Source organism: Aeromonas sp. ASNIH5, from assembly GCF_002902865.1.
Lineage (GTDB): Bacteria > Pseudomonadota > Gammaproteobacteria > Enterobacterales > Aeromonadaceae > Aeromonas > Aeromonas caviae.
The window spans coordinates 2,861,171-2,880,157 of record NZ_CP026122.1 but is presented as its reverse complement, the minus strand read 5'-3'; the positions used below and the strand labels follow the sequence as shown (position 1 = coordinate 2,880,157).

Genomic DNA, 18,987 nt, shown 5'->3' with positions numbered 1-18,987 from the left:
GTTCCCCCGCTCACTGGCCCCCGCGCAGCCGTGACAACAGCCTGTCCATGGCACGATAGCCCAGGGCTTCGATCAGATGCGCTCTCTCGATGGTGGCGTGTCCCGCCAGATCGGCGATGGTGCGCGATACCCGCAGGATGCGGTGCCAGGCCCGGATGCTGAGCCCCAGCTTCTGGATTGCACCCTCCAGAAACTCGGCATCCTGTGGCGATAATCTGCAAACATCTTCGATTTCACGACTATCCAGCAGATTGTTGAGTTTTCCGCTGCGACTCAGCATGCGCTCTCGCGCCCCCAGCACCCGTTCGCGTATCTGCTGGCTCGATTCCCCCCGCTCCGCCTTGCCGGTCAGGCTCCCCCTGGGCAAGAGCGGGACCTCTACCGTCAGATCGAACCGATCGAGAAAGGGGCCGGAGAGCTTGCCCAGATAGCGCAGGATCTGATCCGGGCTGGAGCGGGTCTGGCCGTCGCCATAATGGCCGCAGGGGCTGGGATTCATGGCTCCCACCAGCTGGAAGCGGGCGGGAAAATCCACTTGGCGGGCGGCACGACTGATGGTGATGTGCCCGGTCTCCAGCGGCTCGCGAAGGGAGTCGAGCACCTTGCGCTCGAACTCCGGCAGTTCATCCAGAAACAGTACCCCGTTGTGGGCGAGGGAAATTTCGCCAGGCCTGGGATGGGTACCCCCGCCCACCAGCGCCACCGCCGAGGCGCTATGATGGGGCGTGCGATACGGCCTGTGGTGCCAGTGGCCGGCGCGGGGGGTGAGGCCGCCGATGGAGTGGATGGCGGCGGTCTGCTGCGCCTCCTGTTCGCTGAGCGGCGGCAGAATGCCGGGCAGACGGCTGGCCAACATGCTCTTGCCGGTGCCGGGGGGGCCGATGAACAGCAGGTTGTGGCTGCCGGCTGCGGCGATCTCCAGCGCCCGCTTCGCCTGGGACTGACCGATCACGTCCTGTAGATCCGGCACGTCGGGCAGGGTCTCCGCGCTCTGGGGTTCCGGCAGCGGTAGTTCGTACTGGCCCGCCAGCCAGGCGGTGACCGCCAGCAGCTGGTGGGCGGTGCGCACCTCGGCATCCTGTATGAGGGAAGCCTCCGGACCGTTCTCCCGTGGGACCAGCAGGGTGCGCCCCGCGTCGCGGCAGGCGAGCACCGAGGGGAGCACCCCAAGCACGGGGCGGATCTCGCCGGTCAGGGCCAATTCCCCTAAAAATTCGTGATCGAGTAGGTATTTTGCAGGTATCTGCTTGGATGCGGCGAGAATGCCGATGGCGATGGCCAGGTCGAAACGGCCCCCCTCCTTGGGCAGATCCGCAGGTGCCAGGTTGACGGTGATGTGCTTGGCCGGAAATTCGAAATTGCCGTTGAGCAGGGCGCTGCGCACCCGATCCCGCGACTCCTTCACCGAGGTTTCCGGCAACCCCACCATGTTGAAGGCGGGCAGGCCGTTGGAAAGGTGCACCTCCACCGTGACTTGTGGCGCCGCTATCCCCAGGCTGGCACGGCTATAAACAACAGCTAATGACATAAATACCGTCCTTGGTTTGATGTATATGCTGGTTAACCGTTTTTTATTGGTTTTTTGTTCCAGTTGTCAGGTTTCAGAGCAGTAAAAATCAGAGTCTTGTCAGGTAAAAAGTGCTTGCCCAATAAAAATCACCGTGCTAGTTCTAATAGCCATTCGCGGCAAGCTCCGCTCCCATTTCACAGGATTTCCGGTTGTAACTATGAACATGGCCTCCCGTTTCGTCAGCATTATTGTGGTCCTAGTGGTGATTATTATCTCACCGCTCGGGGCTCGTTTGGCTGCACGGAACAAGGGATAGACCCACCACCGGACAGAACGAAACAAGCGACCCCCGAGCCTCACGGCCCGGGGGTTTTTTTTCGACCAAAGGACAGGATTTTCCACATGAACGGCGCGCAGTTTTTGGTACAGGCTCTCAAGAAACAGGGTGTGACCCAGGTGTTTGGTTACCCGGGCGGGGCCATCATGCCGGTCTACGACGCCCTGTATGACGGTGGCCTGGCCCATCAGCTCTGCCGCCACGAGCAGGGTGCCGCCATGGCTGCGGTGGGTTATGCCCGCGCTTCCGGTCAAGTGGGGGTCTGCATCGCCACCTCTGGCCCCGGCGCCACCAACCTGGTCACCGGCCTCGCGGAGGCACTGCTCGACTCTGTACCGCTGGTGGCCATCAGCGGCCAGGTGCCCTGCGCCGCCGTCGGTACCGATGCCTTTCAGGAAGTGGACGTGCTCGGCATGTCCCTCTCCTGCACCAAGCACTCCTTCATGGTGACGGACCCGGCGGATCTGGGACGGGTCATTGCCGAAGCCTTCGCCATCGCCACCGAAGGGCGTCCGGGCCCCGTGCTCATCGACCTGCCCAAGGATGTGCAACTGGCCGCCGTTCCCTCTCAAAGCCCGCTGTTTGCCGTGGAGGAACCCGACCCCCTGAATCCGGCCGAACTGACGGTCGCCCGTACCCTGCTGGCCGGAGCTGAGCGTCCGGTACTCTACGTCGGCGGCGGGGTGGGCATGGCCAATGCCGAGCAGCAGCTGCGCGACTTTGCCGCCACCACGGGGATGCCGGCGGTCACCACCCTCAAGGGGATAGGTGCCCTCGACCCCGACAGCCCCGTTTATCTGGGCATGCTCGGCATGCACGGTACCAAGGCCGCCAACCTGGCGGTACAGCAGTGCGATCTGCTGGTGGTGGTAGGCGCCCGTTTCGATGATCGGGTGACCGGCAAGCTGGAGGAATTTGCCCCCGAGGCGAAGGTGATCCACCTGGATGTGGACGCCGCCGAGTTCGGCAAGCGCCGCGCCGCCGATGTGGGGATCACCACGGATCTCAAGCGTGTGCTGCCCGCCCTGGCGATGACGCTGACCCTCGACCCCTGGCGCGAGCACTGCGCCACCATGGCTCGGGAATACGCCTTCCGCTACGACCATCCGGGTCAGGCCATCTACGCCCCGGCCCTGCTCAAAGAGCTTTCAAGCCAGCTGCCTGACACCAGCGTGGTGGCCTGCGACGTGGGTCAGCACCAGATGTGGGTGGCCCAGCACATGCGTTTCACCAGCCCGCGCAACCACCTCTCCAGTGCCGGCCTCGGCACCATGGGCTTCGGCCTGCCCGCCGCCATCGGCGCCAAGATGTCGCGCCCCGATGACGAGGTGGTACTGGTGAGCGGGGACGGCTCCTTCATGATGAACGTGCAGGAGCTCGGCACCATCCGCCGGGCCCGGCTTAAGGTGAAGATGGTGCTGCTGGACAACCAGCGCCTCGGCATGGTGCGCCAATGGCAGGAGCTGTTCTTCGACGGTCGCTACAGCGAGACCAATCTGTCCGACAACCCCGATTTCGTCGCCCTGGCTGCCGCCTTCGGCATTCCCGGCGAGACCATCACATGCAAGGAAGAGATAGGTCCGGCACTGGATCGCCTGCTGGCGAGCGAGAGTGCCTATCTGCTGCATGTGGCTATTTCAGAGGAAGAAAATGTCTGGCCCCTGGTTCCGCCAGGAGTCGCCAACCACAAGATGATGGAGCAACGCCCATGAACCAGCTCAATACCAGCACCCTGGAAATCCATGCCCAACCCAGACCCGAAGTGATGGAACGGGTGCTGCGGGTGGTCCGTCACCGCGGTTTCAATCTCTGCGCCCTCAACATGGAGCAGGATTGCCAACAGCTGCGGATCACGGTTACTGTCGAATCGGTACGTCCCATCCAGCAGTTGTGGAGCCAGCTGGTCAAGCTGGTGGATGTCTCCCGGGTCGATGCACTGGAACAGCAACCCCGGATCAGAGCTTAAGGAGCCAAGCCAATGTCACAGCCTTCCCAATCCGCCGCCCACCCCCAATACATCTGGTTCAACGGCAAGCTGGTCCCCTGGCAGGATGCCCAGGTGCATGTCATGAGCCATGCCCTGCACTACGGCTCCTCGGTGTTCGAGGGGGTGCGGGCCTATGACACTCCCAAGGGGACCTGCATCTTCCGCCTGCAGGAGCACACCCGCCGCCTGTTCGACTCCGCCAAGATCTACTGGATGGACGTCCCCTACAGCGAGACCGAAGTGAATGAAGCCTGCCGCACCGTGGTGCGCGAGAACGGCCTGAAGAGCGGCTACCTGCGCCCGCTGGCCTTTGTCGGCAACGTGGGGCTGGGGCTGCATCCGCCGCTGGATGCCAAGGCCGACCTCATGGTCGCGGCCCTGCCCTGGGGCGCCTACCTCGGAGAAGAGGGGCTGAAAAACGGGGTGGATGTGTGCGTCACCTCCTGGAACCGGCTCGCTCCCAACACCATCCCGACCGGTGCCAAGGCGGGGGGCAACTATCTCTCTTCCCAGCTCATCAGCCGCGAGGCCAAGCGCAACGGCTTCGCCGAGGGGCTGGCGCTGGATGTGAACGGCTATCTGAGCGAAGGGGCGGGGGAGAACCTGTTTCTGGTGAAGAACGGCGTGCTGTTCACCCCGCCCGCCACCGCCGCCATCCTGCCCGGCATCACCCGCGACACCATCATGACGCTGGCGCGCGACTTGGGTTACGAGGTACGCGAGCAGGCGCTGCCCCGTGAAGCGCTGTACGTCGCAGACGAAATCTTCATGACCGGCACGGCGGCCGAGGTGACCCCGGTACGCTCGGTGGATCGGATGAAGGTGGGAGCCGGTTGCCGTGGCCCGGTGACCGAGCAGTTGCAGAACGCCTTCTTCGGCCTGTTCAACGGCAAGACCGAAGACAAGTGGGGCTGGCTGACGCCGGTCAACGACTGATGATAGCGGGGAGGCGTCACGCCTCCCCGAGTCGCTTCCGGTGAAGGCTCCCCGAGGTGCCTTCACCAGGATCGATTCCCGATCCGCGAATCACACATTCATGTTGAAAGACAATGCGCCCCAGGGGCATTCAGGGAGTAGAGACAATGCCGAAGTTGAGATCCGCCACCACCACCCACGGACGTAACATGGCCGGGGCCCGCGCCCTCTGGCGTGCCACCGGCATGACAGATCAGGATTTCGGCAAGCCCATCATCGCCGTGGTCAACTCCTTCACCCAGTTCGTGCCCGGTCACGTGCACCTCAAGGATCTCGGCCAGCTGGTGGCCCGGGAGATCGAGGCCGCCGGCGGCGTCGCCAAGGAGTTCAACACCATCGCCGTGGATGACGGCATCGCCATGGGCCACGGCGGCATGCTCTATTCCCTGCCGTCCCGGGAGCTCATCGCCGATTCCGTGGAGTACATGGTCAACGCCCACTGCGCCGACGCCATGGTCTGCATCTCCAACTGCGACAAGATCACCCCGGGGATGCTGATGGCTGCCCTGCGCATCAACATCCCGGTGATCTTCGTCTCCGGCGGCCCCATGGAAGCGGGCAAGACCAAGCTTTCCGACCAGATCATCAAGCTGGATCTGGTGGACGCCATGATCCAGGGAGCCGACCCCAAGGTCTCCGATGCACAGAGCGATCAGATCGAGCGCAGCGCCTGCCCCACCTGCGGCTCCTGCTCCGGCATGTTCACCGCCAACTCCATGAACTGCCTGACCGAGGCACTGGGTCTCTCCCAGCCGGGCAACGGCTCCCTGCTGGCGACCCACGCCGATCGCGAGCAGCTGTTCAAGCTGGCGGGCCAGCGCATCGTCACTCTGGCCAAGCGCTGGTATGAGCAGGAAGATGCCTCGGCACTGCCGCGCAACATCGCCACCAAGGCGGCGTTCGAGAACGCCATGGCGCTCGACATCGCCATGGGCGGCTCCACCAATACCGTGCTGCACCTGCTGGCGGCAGCCCAGGAGGCGGGTGTCGACTTCACCATGGCCGACATCGACCGCATGTCCCGCAAGGTGCCCCAGCTGTGCAAGGTGGCGCCCTCCACCCAGAAGTACCACATGGAAGACGTGCACCGCGCCGGCGGCGTGGTCGCCATCCTGGGTCAGCTGGAAAAAGCGGGCCTGGTGCACGGGGATACCCGCAACGTGCTGGGCACCTCCCTGGTGGAGCTGCTGGCCGAATATGACGTCAGCCGCAGCAATGACAAGGGGGTTCACGACTTCTACCGTGCAGGTCCTGCCGGGATCCGCACCACCAAGGCGTTCAGTCAGGATTGCCGCTGGCCCGAGCTGGATCTGGACCGCGCCGAGGGGTGCATCCGCTCCTTCGATCACGCATACAGCCAGGAAGGTGGCCTGGCGGTCCTCGCTGGCAACCTCGCCCTCAACGGGGCCATCGTCAAGACCGCCGGGGTGGACGAGGAGAACCTCACCTTCCGCGGCCCGGCCCGGGTATTCGAGAGCCAGGAGAGCGCGGTGAGCGGCATTCTGGACGGCACGGTGAAAGCCGGTGAAGTGGTGGTGATCCGCTACGAAGGCCCGAAAGGGGGCCCCGGCATGCAGGAGATGCTCTACCCCACCACCTATCTCAAGTCGATGGGATTGGGCAAGGCGTGTGCCCTCATCACCGACGGTCGCTTCTCCGGCGGCACCTCGGGTCTCTCCATCGGTCATGTCTCCCCGGAGGCGGCCTCCGGTGGCACTATCGGTCTGGTGGAGGATGGCGACATCATCAACATCGACATCCCGGCCCGCAGCATGGTGCTGGAGGTGGCAGACAGCGTGCTGGCCACTCGCCGCGCCGCCGTCTCTGCCCGTGGCTGGAAGCCGGTCGATCGTCAGCGCGAGGTCTCCTTTGCCCTGCGCGCCTACGCCATGTTCGCCACCAGTGCCGACAAGGGCGCGGTGCGCGATCGCACCCTGCTGGGGGAGTGAGAGAATGAACTGTCATGATATGGGCGCATTGCGCGCCCTTCGCCACGAGACGGGGGTATAAACCATGGTCTCTGCGGCGGATTATCTACGCAAGGTACTGCTCTCCCCCGTCTACGAGGCGGCGAGGGTCACCCCTTTGCAAACCCTGAAGAAACTCTCCGAGCGGCTCGGCAATCACGTCAGCCTGAAGCGGGAGGATTTGCAACCGGTTCACTCCTTCAAGCTGCGCGGCGCCTACCACAAGATCGCCACCCTGACCCAGGAGCAGAAAGAACGCGGCGTCATCGCCGCCTCTGCCGGCAACCACGCCCAGGGGGTTGCCCTGTCGGCCGCCAAGCTCGGCATCAAGGCGATCATCGTGATGCCCAAGACCACGCCGGACATCAAGATCGACGCGGTGCGCCGTCAGGGCGGCAACGTCATGCTGTTTGGCAACAGCTTCGATGAGGCCTACGGCGAGAGCCGCCGACTCGCCGAGTTGGAGGGCTACACCCTGATCCCGCCGTTCGACGACGTCGAGGTGATCGCGGGCCAGGGCACCATCGGCAAGGAGCTGCTGGAGCAGGATACCCACCTCACCCACGTCTTCGTGCCGGTGGGCGGCGGCGGCCTGGCCGCCGGGGTGGCGGTCTACATCAAGCAACTGCTGCCGGATGTGAAGGTGATCGGGGTGGAGGCGGAGGGGTCTGCCTGCCTCAAGGCCGCGCTGGCGGCCGGCGAGCCGGTCAACCTGGAACGGGTCTCCCTGTTTGCGGACGGGGTGGCGGTCAAGCGTATCGGCACCGAGACCTTCCGCCTCTGCAACCAGTATCTGGACGAGGTGGTGACCGTCTCCAACGACCAGATTTGCGCCGCGCTCAAAGACATCTTCGACGACTGCCGCGCCATCGCCGAGCCGTCCGGAGCCTTGTCGCTGGCCGGTCTCAAGGCCTACAGCGAGCGGGAGCAGGTGAAAGGGGGTCGGATGGCGGCCATCTTGTCCGGCGCCAACGTCAACTTCCACAGCCTGCGTTACGTGTCAGAGCGCTGCGAGATCGGCGAGAAGCGCGAGGGCATGCTGGCGGTGACCATACCCGAGCGCAAGGGGGCCTTCCTCGACTTCTGTCGCCAGCTGGGGCCGCGCATGGTGACCGAGTTCAACTACCGCTATGCGGATGCCGAGCAGGCGTCGCTGTTCGTTTCGGTGCGCCTCACCGGCGGTGACGAGGAGCTGGGCCAGATCATCGATCAGCTCGGCGGCAACGGCTATCCGGTGGTCAACATGACCGAGAGCGAGCTGGCCAAGAACCACGTGCGCTACATGATTGGCGGCCGCCCGGCCCGGCCCCTCGGTGAGCGTCTTTACAGCTTCAAGTTCCCGGAGCAGCCGGGGGCCCTGATGCGCTTCCTGGAGACCCTGGGCTGTCGCTGGAACATCAGCCTGTTCCACTACCGCAACCACGGCGCCGACTACGGACGGGTGCTCTGCGCCTTCGAGCTGCCGGACGAGGACGTGGCGGCTTTCCACGACTACCTGCACGAGATTGGCTACGGCTGGAAAGAGGTGAGCGAGGATCCCGCCTACCGCCTGTTCCTAGCGAGCCAGGGCAGTCAGTGAGCGGTGAGCCATCCCCTTGCCAGATGAAAAACGAAGAGCCCGGCTCTTCGTTTTTTTTTATGGGCAACGCGTCGGCCCCCATGATTGGGGGCACGGTGGCTGATAATGTCGCCAATATCACACTCCTGAGTCCCTGGTCGTTTGAGGCTGGTTGCAGATGGGATAATCTGAATGCGGGGCTTGGGTTCAGGGCCCCGTCAGGGAAGAGAGACGCAGCAGCGTCATAACAATTCATTGCAGGGGCTCATCCATGAACAGATCTATGCTCGCCGTCCTGATCGGCGCTTTGATGGCAACAGGGACGGTGCAGGCTGCCGCCCAGGACAACACCTGGTATGTCGGCGGCAAGGCCGGCTGGTCAAATTATTACGGGGTGGATTACAACGCTCAGGTCGAAGAGCTGTTCGATGCGACCAAGGTGAACGAGAACAGCGATGATCTCGGTCTGGGGCTGTTTGCCGGTTATCAGGTGAACAGAAACGTGGCGGTTGAGCTCGGCTATGACTGGCTCGGCAAGTATCAGGTGGACAAGCACTACTCGGGCAACGGGGTTGATTTCGCACTCGATGGCGAGGCCAAGGCCCAGATGGTGCAGGCCACCATGAAGATCATCCTGCCTGCAACCTCGGCACTGGATATCTACGGCCGTCTCGGGGGGGCCTATGCCTGGACCGAGAGCTCACTCAACGTCCGGGCCAGCGATGGCACCAGCAGCCTCTCCGAATCCCATGAGGGCAACAAATATCATGGTGCCGCCTTTGTCGGGGCGCTGGGGGTCGAATACGCCATCGACAAGGATTGGGCCGCCCGCCTCGAATACCAGTACACCACACCCCTTGGCAAGACTTCCCTCGACGAGTCAGGCATCGAGATGGACAACGGCCTGCTGTCGGTCGGCATGCTCTATCGCTTCGGCCAGATCGGCGACGAGCCGGTGGCACCAACGCCTGCGCCCGAACCTGCGCCCGCCCCGGCCCCCGTGCTGGTGGAGAAGCAGTTCAGCCTGGATTCCGATGTGCTGTTCCAGTTCAACAAGGCGACCCTGAAGCCGGCCGCCAGTCAGGCCCTCGACAACCTGTTTGCCCAGATCCTGGCGGCCAATCCGAAAGACGGGGTGGCGACGGTGATCGGTCATACCGACCGCATCGGCTCGGAGGCCTACAACCAGTCCCTCTCCGAACAGCGTGCCCGCACGGTGGCGGATTATCTCATCGCCAAGGGATTGTTTGCCGACAAGGTGCGTGCCGAAGGGCGGGGAGAGTCTTCGCCCGTGACCGGGGGCAGCTGCCCGGATGGCGCCAAGGCGCAGATGATCGCCTGCCTGGCCCCGGATCGCCGGGTCGAGGTGCGCCTGACCGGGGTCTCCCAGATCGCCGAATAAGCCATCTTTGCCTTGCTATTAAACAACGAGGGGGTCTTGGCCCCCTCGTTGTTTATGTGGGTGTGAGCCGTGACGTTTGCAGCCGCCTGGCGCAATGGCTCACCATGATCAGCAGCAAGGCGCCGGGCAGCACTGTTTGCCAGAGGAAAGGCCAGGACTGGGTGGTGAGCAGGATCAACAGTGGATTGGCTCCGGCAGGGGGGTGGATCAGCCCCAGTCCCTGCATGAGTGCAATGGACAGGCCCACACCCAGCGCCAGCTTGAGCTCCATCGGTAGCGGGAGCAATTGCACCACCAACCCCACGGTGGCCGATAACAGGTGGCCTCCAAGCACGTTCAGCGGACGGGCCAGCGGACTGTCCGGCAGTGAGAAGAGCAGCACACAGCTTGCCCCGAACGGTGCCATCAACAGGGTCGACTGCCAGCTCATGTCCAGCCAGCCGAGCAACATTATGGCCAGGCAGGCACCGAGCCCTGCCAGCCAGGCACTTCGCCATCGTCTTGTTTCCATCTCCTGTCTCCTTGTCTGTGCCGGATCACTTGATCCAGCCTGCGACATTAGGTAGACAGATCGGTGTACTTCAAGAGGAAAGTCACCATGAGCGACAAACGGCAACAGCTGATGACGACAGCCTATCGGCTGTTCAATCGTCACGGCTTTCACGCCACCGGCATCGATCGCATCTGGGCCGAGGCGGGCAGTACCAAACGTACCCTCTATCGCCACTTCCCCACCAAGGATGCCTTGATCGAAGCGGTGCTGATGGCGCGGGATGCGGAGTTCTTTGCCCTGCTCGATGCCAGGATGGATGGGGTATCGGGGCGGGAGGCCAGGTTGCTCGCGCTGCTCGATGGCTTTGCGGACTGGTTTGGCCGCAGCGACTTCTACGGCTGCAACTTCATCAACGCGAGCGCCGAGTTCTCCGATCCTCGCCACCCGGTACGCAAGCTGGTGGTGGCCCACAAGCGGGCGTTGCTGAACTGGGTCAGGGAGGCCCTCGAATGCACCGAGGTGCAGGCCACCGGATTATGCCTGCTGTTGGAAGGGGCCGTGGTGATGGCCCACAGCTATCAGCAGCCCCTGGCTCTGGAACAGGCCAGGGTGTTGGCGGAGGCCGTGCTGGCAGAGCCGCGCTAGTTCAGTTCCGTGGGGTCGATATCCAGACTCCAGCGCACCCGCTTGGTCTCGGGCCACCCCTCCAGCTCCGTCACCGCCCAGTCGAGCAGCTGGGCCAGCGGTGCCCGGCTGGGCCCCTGCACCAGCAGCTGCATGCGAAACTTGCCCGCCTTGCGCTCCATGAAGCCGCTGATGGGCCCCAGTACCTGCACCTGGGGATAGCGGGCGCTGCGCAGGGTATCGGCGAGACGGCTGAGGAACAGCTGCACCTCGTCGCGACCGTTGGCCTCGGCCCGGAACAGTCCCTGATGGCTGAACGGTGGCAGCCCCAGCAGGCGGCGCTCTTTCAGCGCCGTGTCGGCGAAGTGGCCATAGCCGTTCTGGGTCAGATCCTGCAGCAGGGCATGCTCGGGATGGTGGCTCTGCAGCACAACCAGCCCCGGTTTGCTGGCGCGACCAGCCCGGCCCGCCACCTGGGTGTAGAGCTGGGCCAGCTTCTCGGCGGCGCGAAAATCGGCGCTGAACAGGGCGCCATCCACGTCCAGCAGGCCCACTAGCGTCACGTCCGGGAAGTGGTGGCCCTTGGCCAGCATCTGGGTGCCGATCAGGATCTTGTACTTGCCCGCCTTGATGTCGCCGAGGTGCGTCTCCAGCTCCCCCTTGCGGCGGGTGTTGTCCCGGTCGATGCGCACCACCGGATATTGCGGGAACACGGTGCCAAGCAGTTGCTCCAGCTGCTCTGTGCCGATCCCGGAGCCGATCAGCTCGTTGCTGCCACACTCGGGACAGTGGTGGGGCAGCGGGCGCACGCTGTCGCAGTGGTGGCAGTGCAGCCGCCGCCCGGCCTGGTGCCAGGTGTACCAGGCGTCACAGCGCTCGCAGGCGGCACTCCAGCCGCACTGGTGGCAGATAAGAGCCGGGGCATAGCCACGACGGTTGAGAAACAGCATCACCTGGTTGCCCGCCGCCAGGTGCTCGGCCATCAGCTGTTCCAGCTGGGGGGAGAGCCCCGCCTGCAGCCGCACGTTCTTGATGTCGAGGATCACCTGGCGAGCGGTCTGGGCGTTGCCGGCGCGGCGAGTGAGAGTGAGGTGGTGATACTTGCCGCTGCGGGCGTTGTGCAGCGTCTCCAGCGACGGGGTGGCAGATCCAAGCAGGATGGGAATGCCGGCGCGATGGGCCCGCATCACCGCCAGATCCCGCGCGTGGTAGCGAAAGCCGTCCTGTTGCTTGAAGGAGCCGTCGTGCTCCTCGTCGATGATGATGATGCCGAGGTCCTTGAACGGCGTGAACACCGCGGATCGGGTGCCGATCAGAATGGCGGCACCACCGTCGCGGCAGGCGAGCCAGGCGTCGAGCCGTTCCCTGTCGTTCATGGCGGAGTTCATTGCCACCACGGGCACGTTGAAGCGGCGGCGAAAGCGGTTGATGGTCTGGGGGGTGAGGCCGATTTCCGGCACCATCACCAGCGCCTGCTTGCCCGCCTTGAGCAGGGGCTCGAGGATGCTGAGGTAAACCTCGGTCTTGCCGGAGCCCGTGATGCCGTCCAGCAGGAAGGCACCGAACTTGTTGCTCTGGCTGGTGACGGCGGCCACCGCCAGCGCCTGCTCGCCGTTGAGGCGCAGCCCCTCACCCGGCTCGAAGCGGGTGGCCCAGTCGCCATCATGGCTCGGCTCCAGCGAGCGCTTCTCCAGCAGTCCCTTCTTCTCCAGCGCGGTGAGGGCTGCGCTCTGGATCTCCTCCTGTTTGAGGGCGGAGGGGGTCTGCGGCCCCTTGCGCAGCAAGGCGAGGGCCTGCTGCTGCTTGGCCGCCCGCTTGAGCTCGTTGAGGTCGATGGCCATGCCCGCATCGGTGGCAAACCAGAACTCCAGCTCCCGATAGGCGGCGGGCTCCCCCTTGCGCACCAGCACAGGCAGGGCGTGGGGCAGTACCTCCCCCAGCGGGTGCTGGTAGTAACCGGCGCTCCAGGCCATCAGCGCCAGAATGTCGGGCCCCAGCACGGGGGCGCTGTCGAGCACCCTCTTCAAGGGCTTTAATTTGTTGCGGGGGACCAGGCTCTCGGTCGGGTGATCCACCACCAGACCGACCAGGGTCTGCGGGCCGAACGGGATCTCGACCCGGCAACCGGGGGCAGGCAAGGGCAGGGGAGAGAGATAGTCGAAATGACGGCGTAACGGCACCGGCACAGCCACACGAACCAGATCCAGCGTTTGGGAAGAATTCACCAGGGGTTGCCTATTTTTTCTGCGAAGCCACTTGCCTGATCTCAGGCGTTTCCTATATTATTCGCAGCCTTTGAAACTGTGTTCAACAATCGTGTGGTGTCCGACAAGAGATCGGATGGCGACACGGCCTGATAATTGAGGTTGTCCATGAAAGCTGGTATCCATCCTGACTACGTAGCCATCACCGCCAAGTGCTCTTGCGGTAACGTCATCAACACCTTCTCTACCATCGGTAAAGATCTGAACCTGGACGTGTGCTCCGAGTGCCACCCGTTCTACACCGGCAAGCAGAAAGAAGTTTCTAGCGGCGGCCGCGTAGACAAGTTCAACAAGCGTTTCGGTGGCTTGACCTCCAAGAAGTAATCTTGCTTCTGAAGAATTCTGAAAAAGGCGCCCATCGGGTGCCTTTTTTATTGGCCGCCATTCTGTAATTCACCGCTTTGCCCTATGGTGTTGGCTCAACCAAGGGAGAAGAGCCGATGCGCACATGTCTGGTGATGGGAGCTGCCGGGTACATAGGATCCTACCTGGTGCCTCATTTGCAGGGTCTGGGGTACAGGGTCATCGCCGGGGCCCGTCGGCCCTGCCGTCTGCCGGAGGGGGTGGCGTTTCGCCTCGCCGACAGCCTCAAGCCTGCCACCCTGCCCCCTGCGCTGGCGGGGGTCGACACCGTCTTCTATCTGGTACACGCCATGGGGGCGGGGGCCGGTTTTCACCGGCTGGAGCAGCAGGGAGTGAAGAACTTCGCCGCTGCCGCCCGTGCCGCCGGGGTGCGCCGCATCGTCTATCTCGGGGCCATCCAGCCCGAGCCCTGCAACAGTCGCCACCTCAACTCCCGGCGCTACTGTGGGGAGCTGTTTCGCAGCGCAGGGGTGCCCACGGTAGAGCTGCGTGCCGGCATCATCATAGGCCCCGGCTCGGCGGCGTTCGAGGTGATGCGGGATCTGGTGTACAACCTGCCCATGATGGTGACGCCCAAGTGGGTGCGTTCCCGCACGCCCCCCATCGCCCTCTCCAACCTCTTGCACTATCTGGGCGGGCTGGTGGAAGCCGACGGGGTGGATGGCCAGATCTTCAATGCGGCCGGCCCCGAGCTGCTCAGCTACCAGCAGCAGCTCCAGAAGTTCGCCGCCCACATCGGCAAACGCTGCCCCATCATTCCGATACCTTTTTTGAGCCCCCGGCTCTCCGCCTGGTGGCTGCAGTTCGCCACCTCGGTTCCCCAACCCATCGCCAAGGCGCTGGTGGGGGGGCTCAAGCACGACATCCCGGCGGATGACGGCCCCTTGCGCGCCCTGCTGCCCCAGCATCTGCTCAGCTTCGATGAGGCGCTGGCGGAGAGCCTGGCGCTGGAGCAGAGGCTCGGTGCCGAGCAGCACGGGGAGGAGACGCCCCTGGGTCTGCGCTGGCGTCATCCCGAGTATGGCTTCTACGACCGTACCGCCAGCGGGGAGGCGGATTGCCTCGCCGCCCCCGAGGTGGTGTGGCAGGTGTTGCAGCAACTGGGGGGTGAGCAGCGCTACTTCTACATGAACGAGCTGTGGGTGGTGCGCGAATGGATGGATCACCTGATCGGCGGCCCGGCCCGGACCCGGGGACGCACCAACCCGGATCGCTTCGTGAAGGGGGACATGCTGGACTCCTGGCAGATCCTCGGGGTGGATGAAGGACGCAGGCTGGATCTGCTGTTCAACATGAAGGCCCCCGGCGTCGGTCGGCTGGAGTTCAACATCCAGCCCCTGGAGTCCGGCCTGACCCGGCTGCGGGTGACGGCCCACTGGCATCCGCAGGGGGCCTGGGGGCTGGCCTACTGGCTTGCCATGCTGCCGTTTCACCTCTTCATCTTCCAGGGGATGACGGAGGCCATCGCCCGGCAGGCAGAGGCAAAAGCCGGCATTCCAGTCATGGATTGAAATCGAATCTATAACTAATTGGGTAGTTTTGGATGGCATGACATGCTACTGACTAGCGTGTCATTGCTATCCAGCGATATTTTATGCTGTGAAAGGGCGGGGGATTTCTTTATGATCCTCAGCCCTCGCCCGCTGGCGAGCCAACGCATCACTCATTCATTTCCGTATCGGGGTCCCCCATGTCCGATCAGCAGCACGATCTCCGCCAACAGGCACTCGACTACCACGCCCAACCCGTTCCGGGCAAAATCGCCATCGCCCTCACCAAGCCCGCCGAGACCGCTCGCGATCTGGCGCTGGCCTACAGCCCGGGCGTTGCCGAACCGGTACGCGAGATCGCCGCCAATCCGGCCGATGCCTACCGTTACACCGGCAAGGGCAACCTGGTGGCCGTCATCTCCAACGGCACCGCCATCCTGGGGCTGGGCAATCTGGGCCCGCTGGCCTCCAAGCCGGTGATGGAGGGCAAGGCCCTGCTGTTCAAGCGCTTTGCCGGCATCGACGCCATCGACATCGAGGTGAAGCACGAGACCAGCGCCCAGTTCATCGATACGGTGGCCGCCATCGCCGACACCTTCGGCGGCATCAACCTGGAAGACATCAAGGCCCCCGAGTGCTTCGAAATTGAAGAGGCGCTGATCGCTCGCTGCGACATCCCGGTGTTCCACGATGACCAGCACGGTACCGCCATCGTCACCGCCGCCGGGCTGCTCAACGCGCTGGAAGTGCAGGGCAAGGAGATTGGGACCAGCCGCATCGTCTGCATGGGCGCCGGCGCCGCCGCCACCGCCTGCATGGATCTGCTGATCAAGTGCGGGGCTGCGCCGCACAACATCTTCATGCTGGACCGCCAGGGTGTGATCCACAGCGGCCGCACCGATCTCAACCAGTACAAGCAGCGTTTCGCCAACGACACCCCCCTGCGCACCCTGATGGAGGTGATCGACGGGGCTGACGTCTTCGTCGGCGTCTCCGGCCCGGACGTACTGCCCGCCGAGGCGGTGGCCCTGATGGCCCCCAACCCGGTGATCTTCGCCTGCTCCAACCCGGACCCCGAGATCAAGCCTGCCCTGGCTCACGGAGTGCGCGGTGACCTCATCATGGGAACCGGCCGCTCGGACTACCCGAACCAGATCAACAACGTGCTCTGCTTCCCCTTCATCTTCCGCGGCGCCCTCGACGCCCGTGCCAGCCGCATCAACGATGCCATGAAGATCGCGGCAGTGGAGGCGATCCGTGCTCTGGCCAAGGAGCCGGTGCCCGCCGAGGTGCTGACCGCCGCTGGCGTGAGTGAACTCGCCTTCGGCAAGGATTACGTCATTCCCAAGCCCATGGATGCCCGCCTGCTGCCGCGGGTTGCCCGTGCCGTGGCACTGGCGGCGGTTGCCTCCGGGGTGGCCCGCATCGAACTGCCGGCGGATTACATGCTGGGTTGAGTCACGGCAAGCACGCAAAAAACAGAAGGGGCCCCTGTCGGGGGCCCCTTTTTCATGGTGGAAGCGGGCAGCTTACTTGGTCTTGGGGGCAACCTTGACGGCCGGCGCCTTGGCGTGGGCAGCCTTGTGATGCTTTTTCACGACCTTGGTCTGGGTGGCGTGGGGAGCGGCGGCCTTGGTCGGGGTGGCGGCCATGGTGAAGCCGGAGGTCAGGGCGAAGACAGCGGCCAGAGTCAGGGGGATCAGCTTGTTCATATTCCAGTTCCTCGTTCGGTTTGATGACATGGAGCGTCTCTCCATGACTTCATCCTAGGGCTGTTCGACCTGCGGTTCAGTGAGCGACTGGTGACGGTTTGTATCCAAATGTACGGGCAGGGTCAGGCAGAAACGGGCACCGCTGCGGCTTGGCAGCAGTTGCACCTCGCCGCCGTGGTGGTGGGCGATGCTGCGCACGATGGCCAACCCCAGCCCGGCGCCGCCGGTGCGTCTGTCCCGGCTCTGATCCAGGCGCACGAAGGGTTCGAAGATTTGCGGGGCCAGGGCGGGATCGATGCCGGGGCCATCGTCGGCCACCTCCAGCTGATAGTCGTCCCCCTGTCGCGCTATGCAGAGGCTTGCCTGGCTGGTGGCATGGCGCAGGGCGTTGCCGATGAGGTTTTCCAGCGCCCGGTCCAGCAATCGGGTGTCGCCGCGCCAGGGCAGAGCCATGGCCGGGCGCACGAAGTCGAGCCGCTTGTCCGGTCGCAGGGCCTGCCAGTCGGCCAGGCGGCTGCCGGCCCAGCTGCCGAGCTCCAGATCGCTGCATTGCAGCGGCAGTTCGGGGCGATCGAGCCTGGCATAGGTGAGCATCTCCTCGATGAGGGCATCGAGGGCGCCGAGGTCCCGCTCCAGTCCCTGCTGCTCCTCGGGTGAGGGAGGCTCGGCCAGCATGGCGAGGCGATAGCGCAGCCGCACCAGGGGGGAGCGCAGCTCATGGGCGATGGCGTCGGTCAACTGCTTGCGACTGGCCAGCATGGCCTGCAACTGCTCCGCCATCTGGTCGAAGGTGCGGCCGACCCGGCCCAGGCTGCTGCCGGGCGGCAAACCGGTGCGACAGGAGAGATCCCCGTCGCCGACCCGGCGGGCGGTCTGTTCGAGCTGTTGCAGGCCGCGCCAGTGTGGGCGAAGCCAGAGCAGGATGGGCAGGCCGAGGGAAAGGCCGATGAGCAGCAGCAGCCCCACGTCCACCCAGTGCAGCTCGTGCAGGTAGGAGAGGTAGGGGACGGGGCCGACGATCAGCACTTTGTCGGTGTTCGGGATGCGCTGCAGGAAGGTGTCATCCTCCTCGACGATGACGATGTTGCCCGCCTCGAGGAAGGCCTGATCCTCGCTGGCCAGGGGCTGGTTGGCGAGGACGCCGATCTGCAGCGGCAGATTGAGCTGGCGGCTCTGCTCGCCGGTGCGGGTGGCCCAGTGTTCCGGCGGCAGCCGGGCCAGCTCGCCAGTGAGCAGGCCGAGGGAGCCTTGCATCATCCGCTCCAGATAACGGTCCCCCGCCCGCTCTGCACTGACCTGATAGACCAGCCCGATGAGCAGAATGGCGAGGGTGAAGCAGCCTATCAGCAACAGATAGAACTGGATAAACAGGCGTCGCATCGGGGCTCTCCTCTTGCCTGGATTGCGTCTGGACATTGCCTTGTTGCCCCTCATCCCAAACCCTTCTCCCGCAAGGGGAGAAGGCTGAGTGCATCAAGGTCATTCGGCGGGGCTTATTCCCAGGCCTGGGGCACCAGCAGGTAACCTTTCTGGCGCACCGTCTTGATCCAGATCGAGTTGTTGCTGTCATTCCCAGGCCTGGGGTACGAGTAGATAACCCTTTTGGCGCACCGTCTTGATGCGGGTCGGGTTGTTGCTGTCATCCCCGAGCCGGCGGCGCAGACGGGAGATGGCCACGTCCATGCTGCGATCCTGGCCGTCGTAGTCGCGCCCCCGCAGGCTGCGAAACAGCGCCTCCCGCCCCAGGATCTGGCCCGCGTGGCAGGCCAGCTCCCACAGGAGGTCGAAATCGGCGGTGGAGAGGGGAATGCTCTCCCCATCGAGGCGCACGTCCCGACCCGGGCCGTCTATCTGGAGGCGGCCGAACTGCAGGCGCTGGGGCGGGGCGGCGGGGACCACGGCCTGCTGGCTCTGCCCCTGCTGGCGAAACTGGACTCGTAGCCGGGCCAGCAGCACCGGGGGGGGGCGTGGTCTTGAGGATGTAGTCGTTGGCCCCCAGCTCCAGGCTCAGGATCTGGTTCATGTCGCTGTCGAGCGAAGTGAGCATGACGATGGGGCCGGCAAAGCGCGGGCGCAGATCCCGGCACAGGGAGAGGCCATCCTGCCCCGGCAGCATGATGTCGAGCAGCACCAGATCCGGCTGCTCGGCCAGGGCCCTGTCGAGTGCCCGGTCACCCCGGGTCTCCAGCAGCACCTCGATGTCGTGGCGACCGAGCCAGCTGCTGATGAGCTGGCCTATCTCGGGATCGTCTTCAACAAACAGAACGCGTGGCATGGTGGCGTGGTTCCCCGGTCATGGCGTGAG

General features: G+C 64.4%; 15 protein-coding genes and 1 pseudogene. 10 read left to right on the top strand and 6 right to left on the bottom strand.

The window, feature by feature from the left end:
• Positions 1-10: 10 nt before the first annotated feature.
• On the bottom strand, positions 11-1,528 hold the full coding sequence (locus tag C2U30_RS13375; RefSeq protein WP_052815775.1) for a YifB family Mg chelatase-like AAA ATPase: 1,518 nt from the start codon (positions 1,526-1,528) through the stop codon (positions 11-13).
• Positions 1,529-1,912: 384 nt separating this feature from the next.
• Between C2U30_RS13375 and ilvG the strand changes: the two genes are divergently transcribed.
• From ilvG to ompA, 6 genes are all read left to right on the top strand, one after another.
• The gene (gene ilvG / locus C2U30_RS13365; RefSeq protein WP_041211990.1) at positions 1,913-3,559 is read left to right on the top strand and encodes an acetolactate synthase 2 catalytic subunit; all 1,647 of its coding nucleotides are present in this window, start codon (positions 1,913-1,915) and stop codon (positions 3,557-3,559) included.
• The gene (gene ilvM / locus C2U30_RS13360) at positions 3,556-3,813 is read left to right on the top strand and encodes an acetolactate synthase 2 small subunit (protein WP_010676086.1); all 258 of its coding nucleotides are present in this window, start codon (positions 3,556-3,558) and stop codon (positions 3,811-3,813) included. Before ilvG ends, ilvM begins: the two co-directional genes overlap by 4 nt.
• 12 nt (positions 3,814-3,825) lie before the next feature.
• Entirely contained in the window at positions 3,826-4,770 is a 945-nt protein-coding gene (locus tag C2U30_RS13355) for a branched-chain amino acid transaminase (RefSeq protein ID WP_052815778.1), read from the top strand.
• A 146-nt stretch (positions 4,771-4,916) separates the two neighbouring features.
• Positions 4,917-6,758, top strand: coding sequence for a dihydroxy-acid dehydratase (ilvD, locus tag C2U30_RS13350; RefSeq protein WP_103243920.1), 1,842 nt, complete (start codon positions 4,917-4,919; stop codon positions 6,756-6,758).
• A 64-nt stretch (positions 6,759-6,822) separates the two neighbouring features.
• Entirely contained in the window at positions 6,823-8,355 is a 1,533-nt protein-coding gene (ilvA, locus tag C2U30_RS13345; RefSeq protein ID WP_069652401.1) for a threonine ammonia-lyase, biosynthetic, read from the top strand.
• 250 nt (positions 8,356-8,605) lie between these two features.
• On the top strand, positions 8,606-9,736 hold the full coding sequence (gene ompA / locus C2U30_RS13340) for a porin OmpA (protein WP_103243919.1): 1,131 nt from the start codon (positions 8,606-8,608) through the stop codon (positions 9,734-9,736).
• 52 nt (positions 9,737-9,788) lie between these two features.
• On the opposite strand, the gene C2U30_RS13335 is transcribed toward ompA, so the two are convergent.
• Positions 9,789-10,184, bottom strand: a complete 396-nt coding sequence (locus C2U30_RS13335; protein WP_043153481.1) for an HPP family protein — start codon at positions 10,182-10,184, stop codon at positions 9,789-9,791.
• A gap of 150 nt (positions 10,185-10,334) precedes the next feature.
• Between C2U30_RS13335 and C2U30_RS13330 the strand changes: the two genes are divergently transcribed.
• Positions 10,335-10,874, top strand: coding sequence for a TetR/AcrR family transcriptional regulator (locus C2U30_RS13330; protein ID WP_039039676.1), 540 nt, complete (start codon positions 10,335-10,337; stop codon positions 10,872-10,874).
• On the opposite strand, the gene priA is transcribed toward C2U30_RS13330, so the two are convergent.
• Positions 10,871-13,078 (bottom strand): primosomal protein N', encoded by a 2,208-nt coding sequence (gene priA / locus C2U30_RS13325; RefSeq protein ID WP_103243918.1) that lies wholly within the window; start codon positions 13,076-13,078, stop codon positions 10,871-10,873. The two genes, C2U30_RS13330 and priA, sit on opposite strands and share 4 nt — an antisense overlap.
• Positions 13,079-13,225: 147 nt before the next feature.
• On the opposite strand from priA, the gene rpmE reads away from it, so the two are divergent.
• From rpmE to C2U30_RS13310, 3 genes are all read left to right on the top strand, one after another.
• The gene (rpmE, locus tag C2U30_RS13320) at positions 13,226-13,441 is read left to right on the top strand and encodes a 50S ribosomal protein L31 (RefSeq protein ID WP_010676078.1); all 216 of its coding nucleotides are present in this window, start codon (positions 13,226-13,228) and stop codon (positions 13,439-13,441) included.
• 116 nt (positions 13,442-13,557) lie between these two features.
• Entirely contained in the window at positions 13,558-14,991 is a 1,434-nt protein-coding gene (locus C2U30_RS13315) for a DUF2867 domain-containing protein (protein WP_010676077.1), read from the top strand.
• 179 nt (positions 14,992-15,170) lie between these two features.
• Complete coding sequence (locus tag C2U30_RS13310) at positions 15,171-16,427, top strand: malic enzyme-like NAD(P)-binding protein (protein ID WP_103243917.1); 1,257 nt, start codon at positions 15,171-15,173, stop codon at positions 16,425-16,427.
• Between the two features lie 72 nt (positions 16,428-16,499).
• Here C2U30_RS13310 and C2U30_RS13305 read toward each other — a convergent pair whose 3' ends face one another.
• The 3 genes and pseudogenes from C2U30_RS13305 to rstA form a co-directional block, all read right to left on the bottom strand.
• Positions 16,500-16,682 carry a hypothetical protein gene (locus tag C2U30_RS13305; protein WP_010676075.1) on the bottom strand — a complete coding sequence of 61 codons (183 nt, stop codon included), beginning with the start codon at positions 16,680-16,682 and terminating at the stop codon, positions 16,500-16,502.
• 54 nt (positions 16,683-16,736) lie between these two features.
• Positions 16,737-18,062, bottom strand: a complete 1,326-nt coding sequence (gene rstB / locus C2U30_RS13300; RefSeq protein WP_103243915.1) for a two-component system sensor histidine kinase RstB — start codon at positions 18,060-18,062, stop codon at positions 16,737-16,739.
• Between the two features lie 186 nt (positions 18,063-18,248).
• Positions 18,249-18,957: pseudogene (gene rstA / locus C2U30_RS13295) on the bottom strand (two-component system response regulator RstA).
• Between the last annotated feature and the right edge of the window lie 30 nt (positions 18,958-18,987).

What these genes read in the sequence shown, in the direction of transcription:
- C2U30_RS13375 (WP_052815775.1), bottom strand. Translation starts at nt 1,528, where the DNA reads ATGTCATTAGCTGTTGTTTATAGCCGTGCCAGCCTGGGGATAGCGGCG.
- ilvG (WP_041211990.1), top strand. Translation starts at nt 1,913, where the DNA reads ATGAACGGCGCGCAGTTTTTGGTACAGGCTCTCAAGAAACAGGGTGTG.
- ilvM (WP_010676086.1), top strand. Translation starts at nt 3,556, where the DNA reads ATGAACCAGCTCAATACCAGCACCCTGGAAATCCATGCCCAACCCAGA.
- C2U30_RS13355 (WP_052815778.1), top strand. Translation starts at nt 3,826, where the DNA reads ATGTCACAGCCTTCCCAATCCGCCGCCCACCCCCAATACATCTGGTTC.
- ilvD (WP_103243920.1), top strand. Translation starts at nt 4,917, where the DNA reads ATGCCGAAGTTGAGATCCGCCACCACCACCCACGGACGTAACATGGCC.
- ilvA (WP_069652401.1), top strand. Translation starts at nt 6,823, where the DNA reads ATGGTCTCTGCGGCGGATTATCTACGCAAGGTACTGCTCTCCCCCGTC.
- ompA (WP_103243919.1), top strand. Translation starts at nt 8,606, where the DNA reads ATGAACAGATCTATGCTCGCCGTCCTGATCGGCGCTTTGATGGCAACA.
- C2U30_RS13330 (WP_039039676.1), top strand. Translation starts at nt 10,335, where the DNA reads ATGAGCGACAAACGGCAACAGCTGATGACGACAGCCTATCGGCTGTTC.
- rpmE (WP_010676078.1), top strand. Translation starts at nt 13,226, where the DNA reads ATGAAAGCTGGTATCCATCCTGACTACGTAGCCATCACCGCCAAGTGC.
- C2U30_RS13315 (WP_010676077.1), top strand. Translation starts at nt 13,558, where the DNA reads ATGCGCACATGTCTGGTGATGGGAGCTGCCGGGTACATAGGATCCTAC.
- C2U30_RS13310 (WP_103243917.1), top strand. Translation starts at nt 15,171, where the DNA reads ATGTCCGATCAGCAGCACGATCTCCGCCAACAGGCACTCGACTACCAC.
- C2U30_RS13305 (WP_010676075.1), bottom strand. Translation starts at nt 16,682, where the DNA reads ATGAACAAGCTGATCCCCCTGACTCTGGCCGCTGTCTTCGCCCTGACC.
- rstB (WP_103243915.1), bottom strand. Translation starts at nt 18,062, where the DNA reads ATGCGACGCCTGTTTATCCAGTTCTATCTGTTGCTGATAGGCTGCTTC.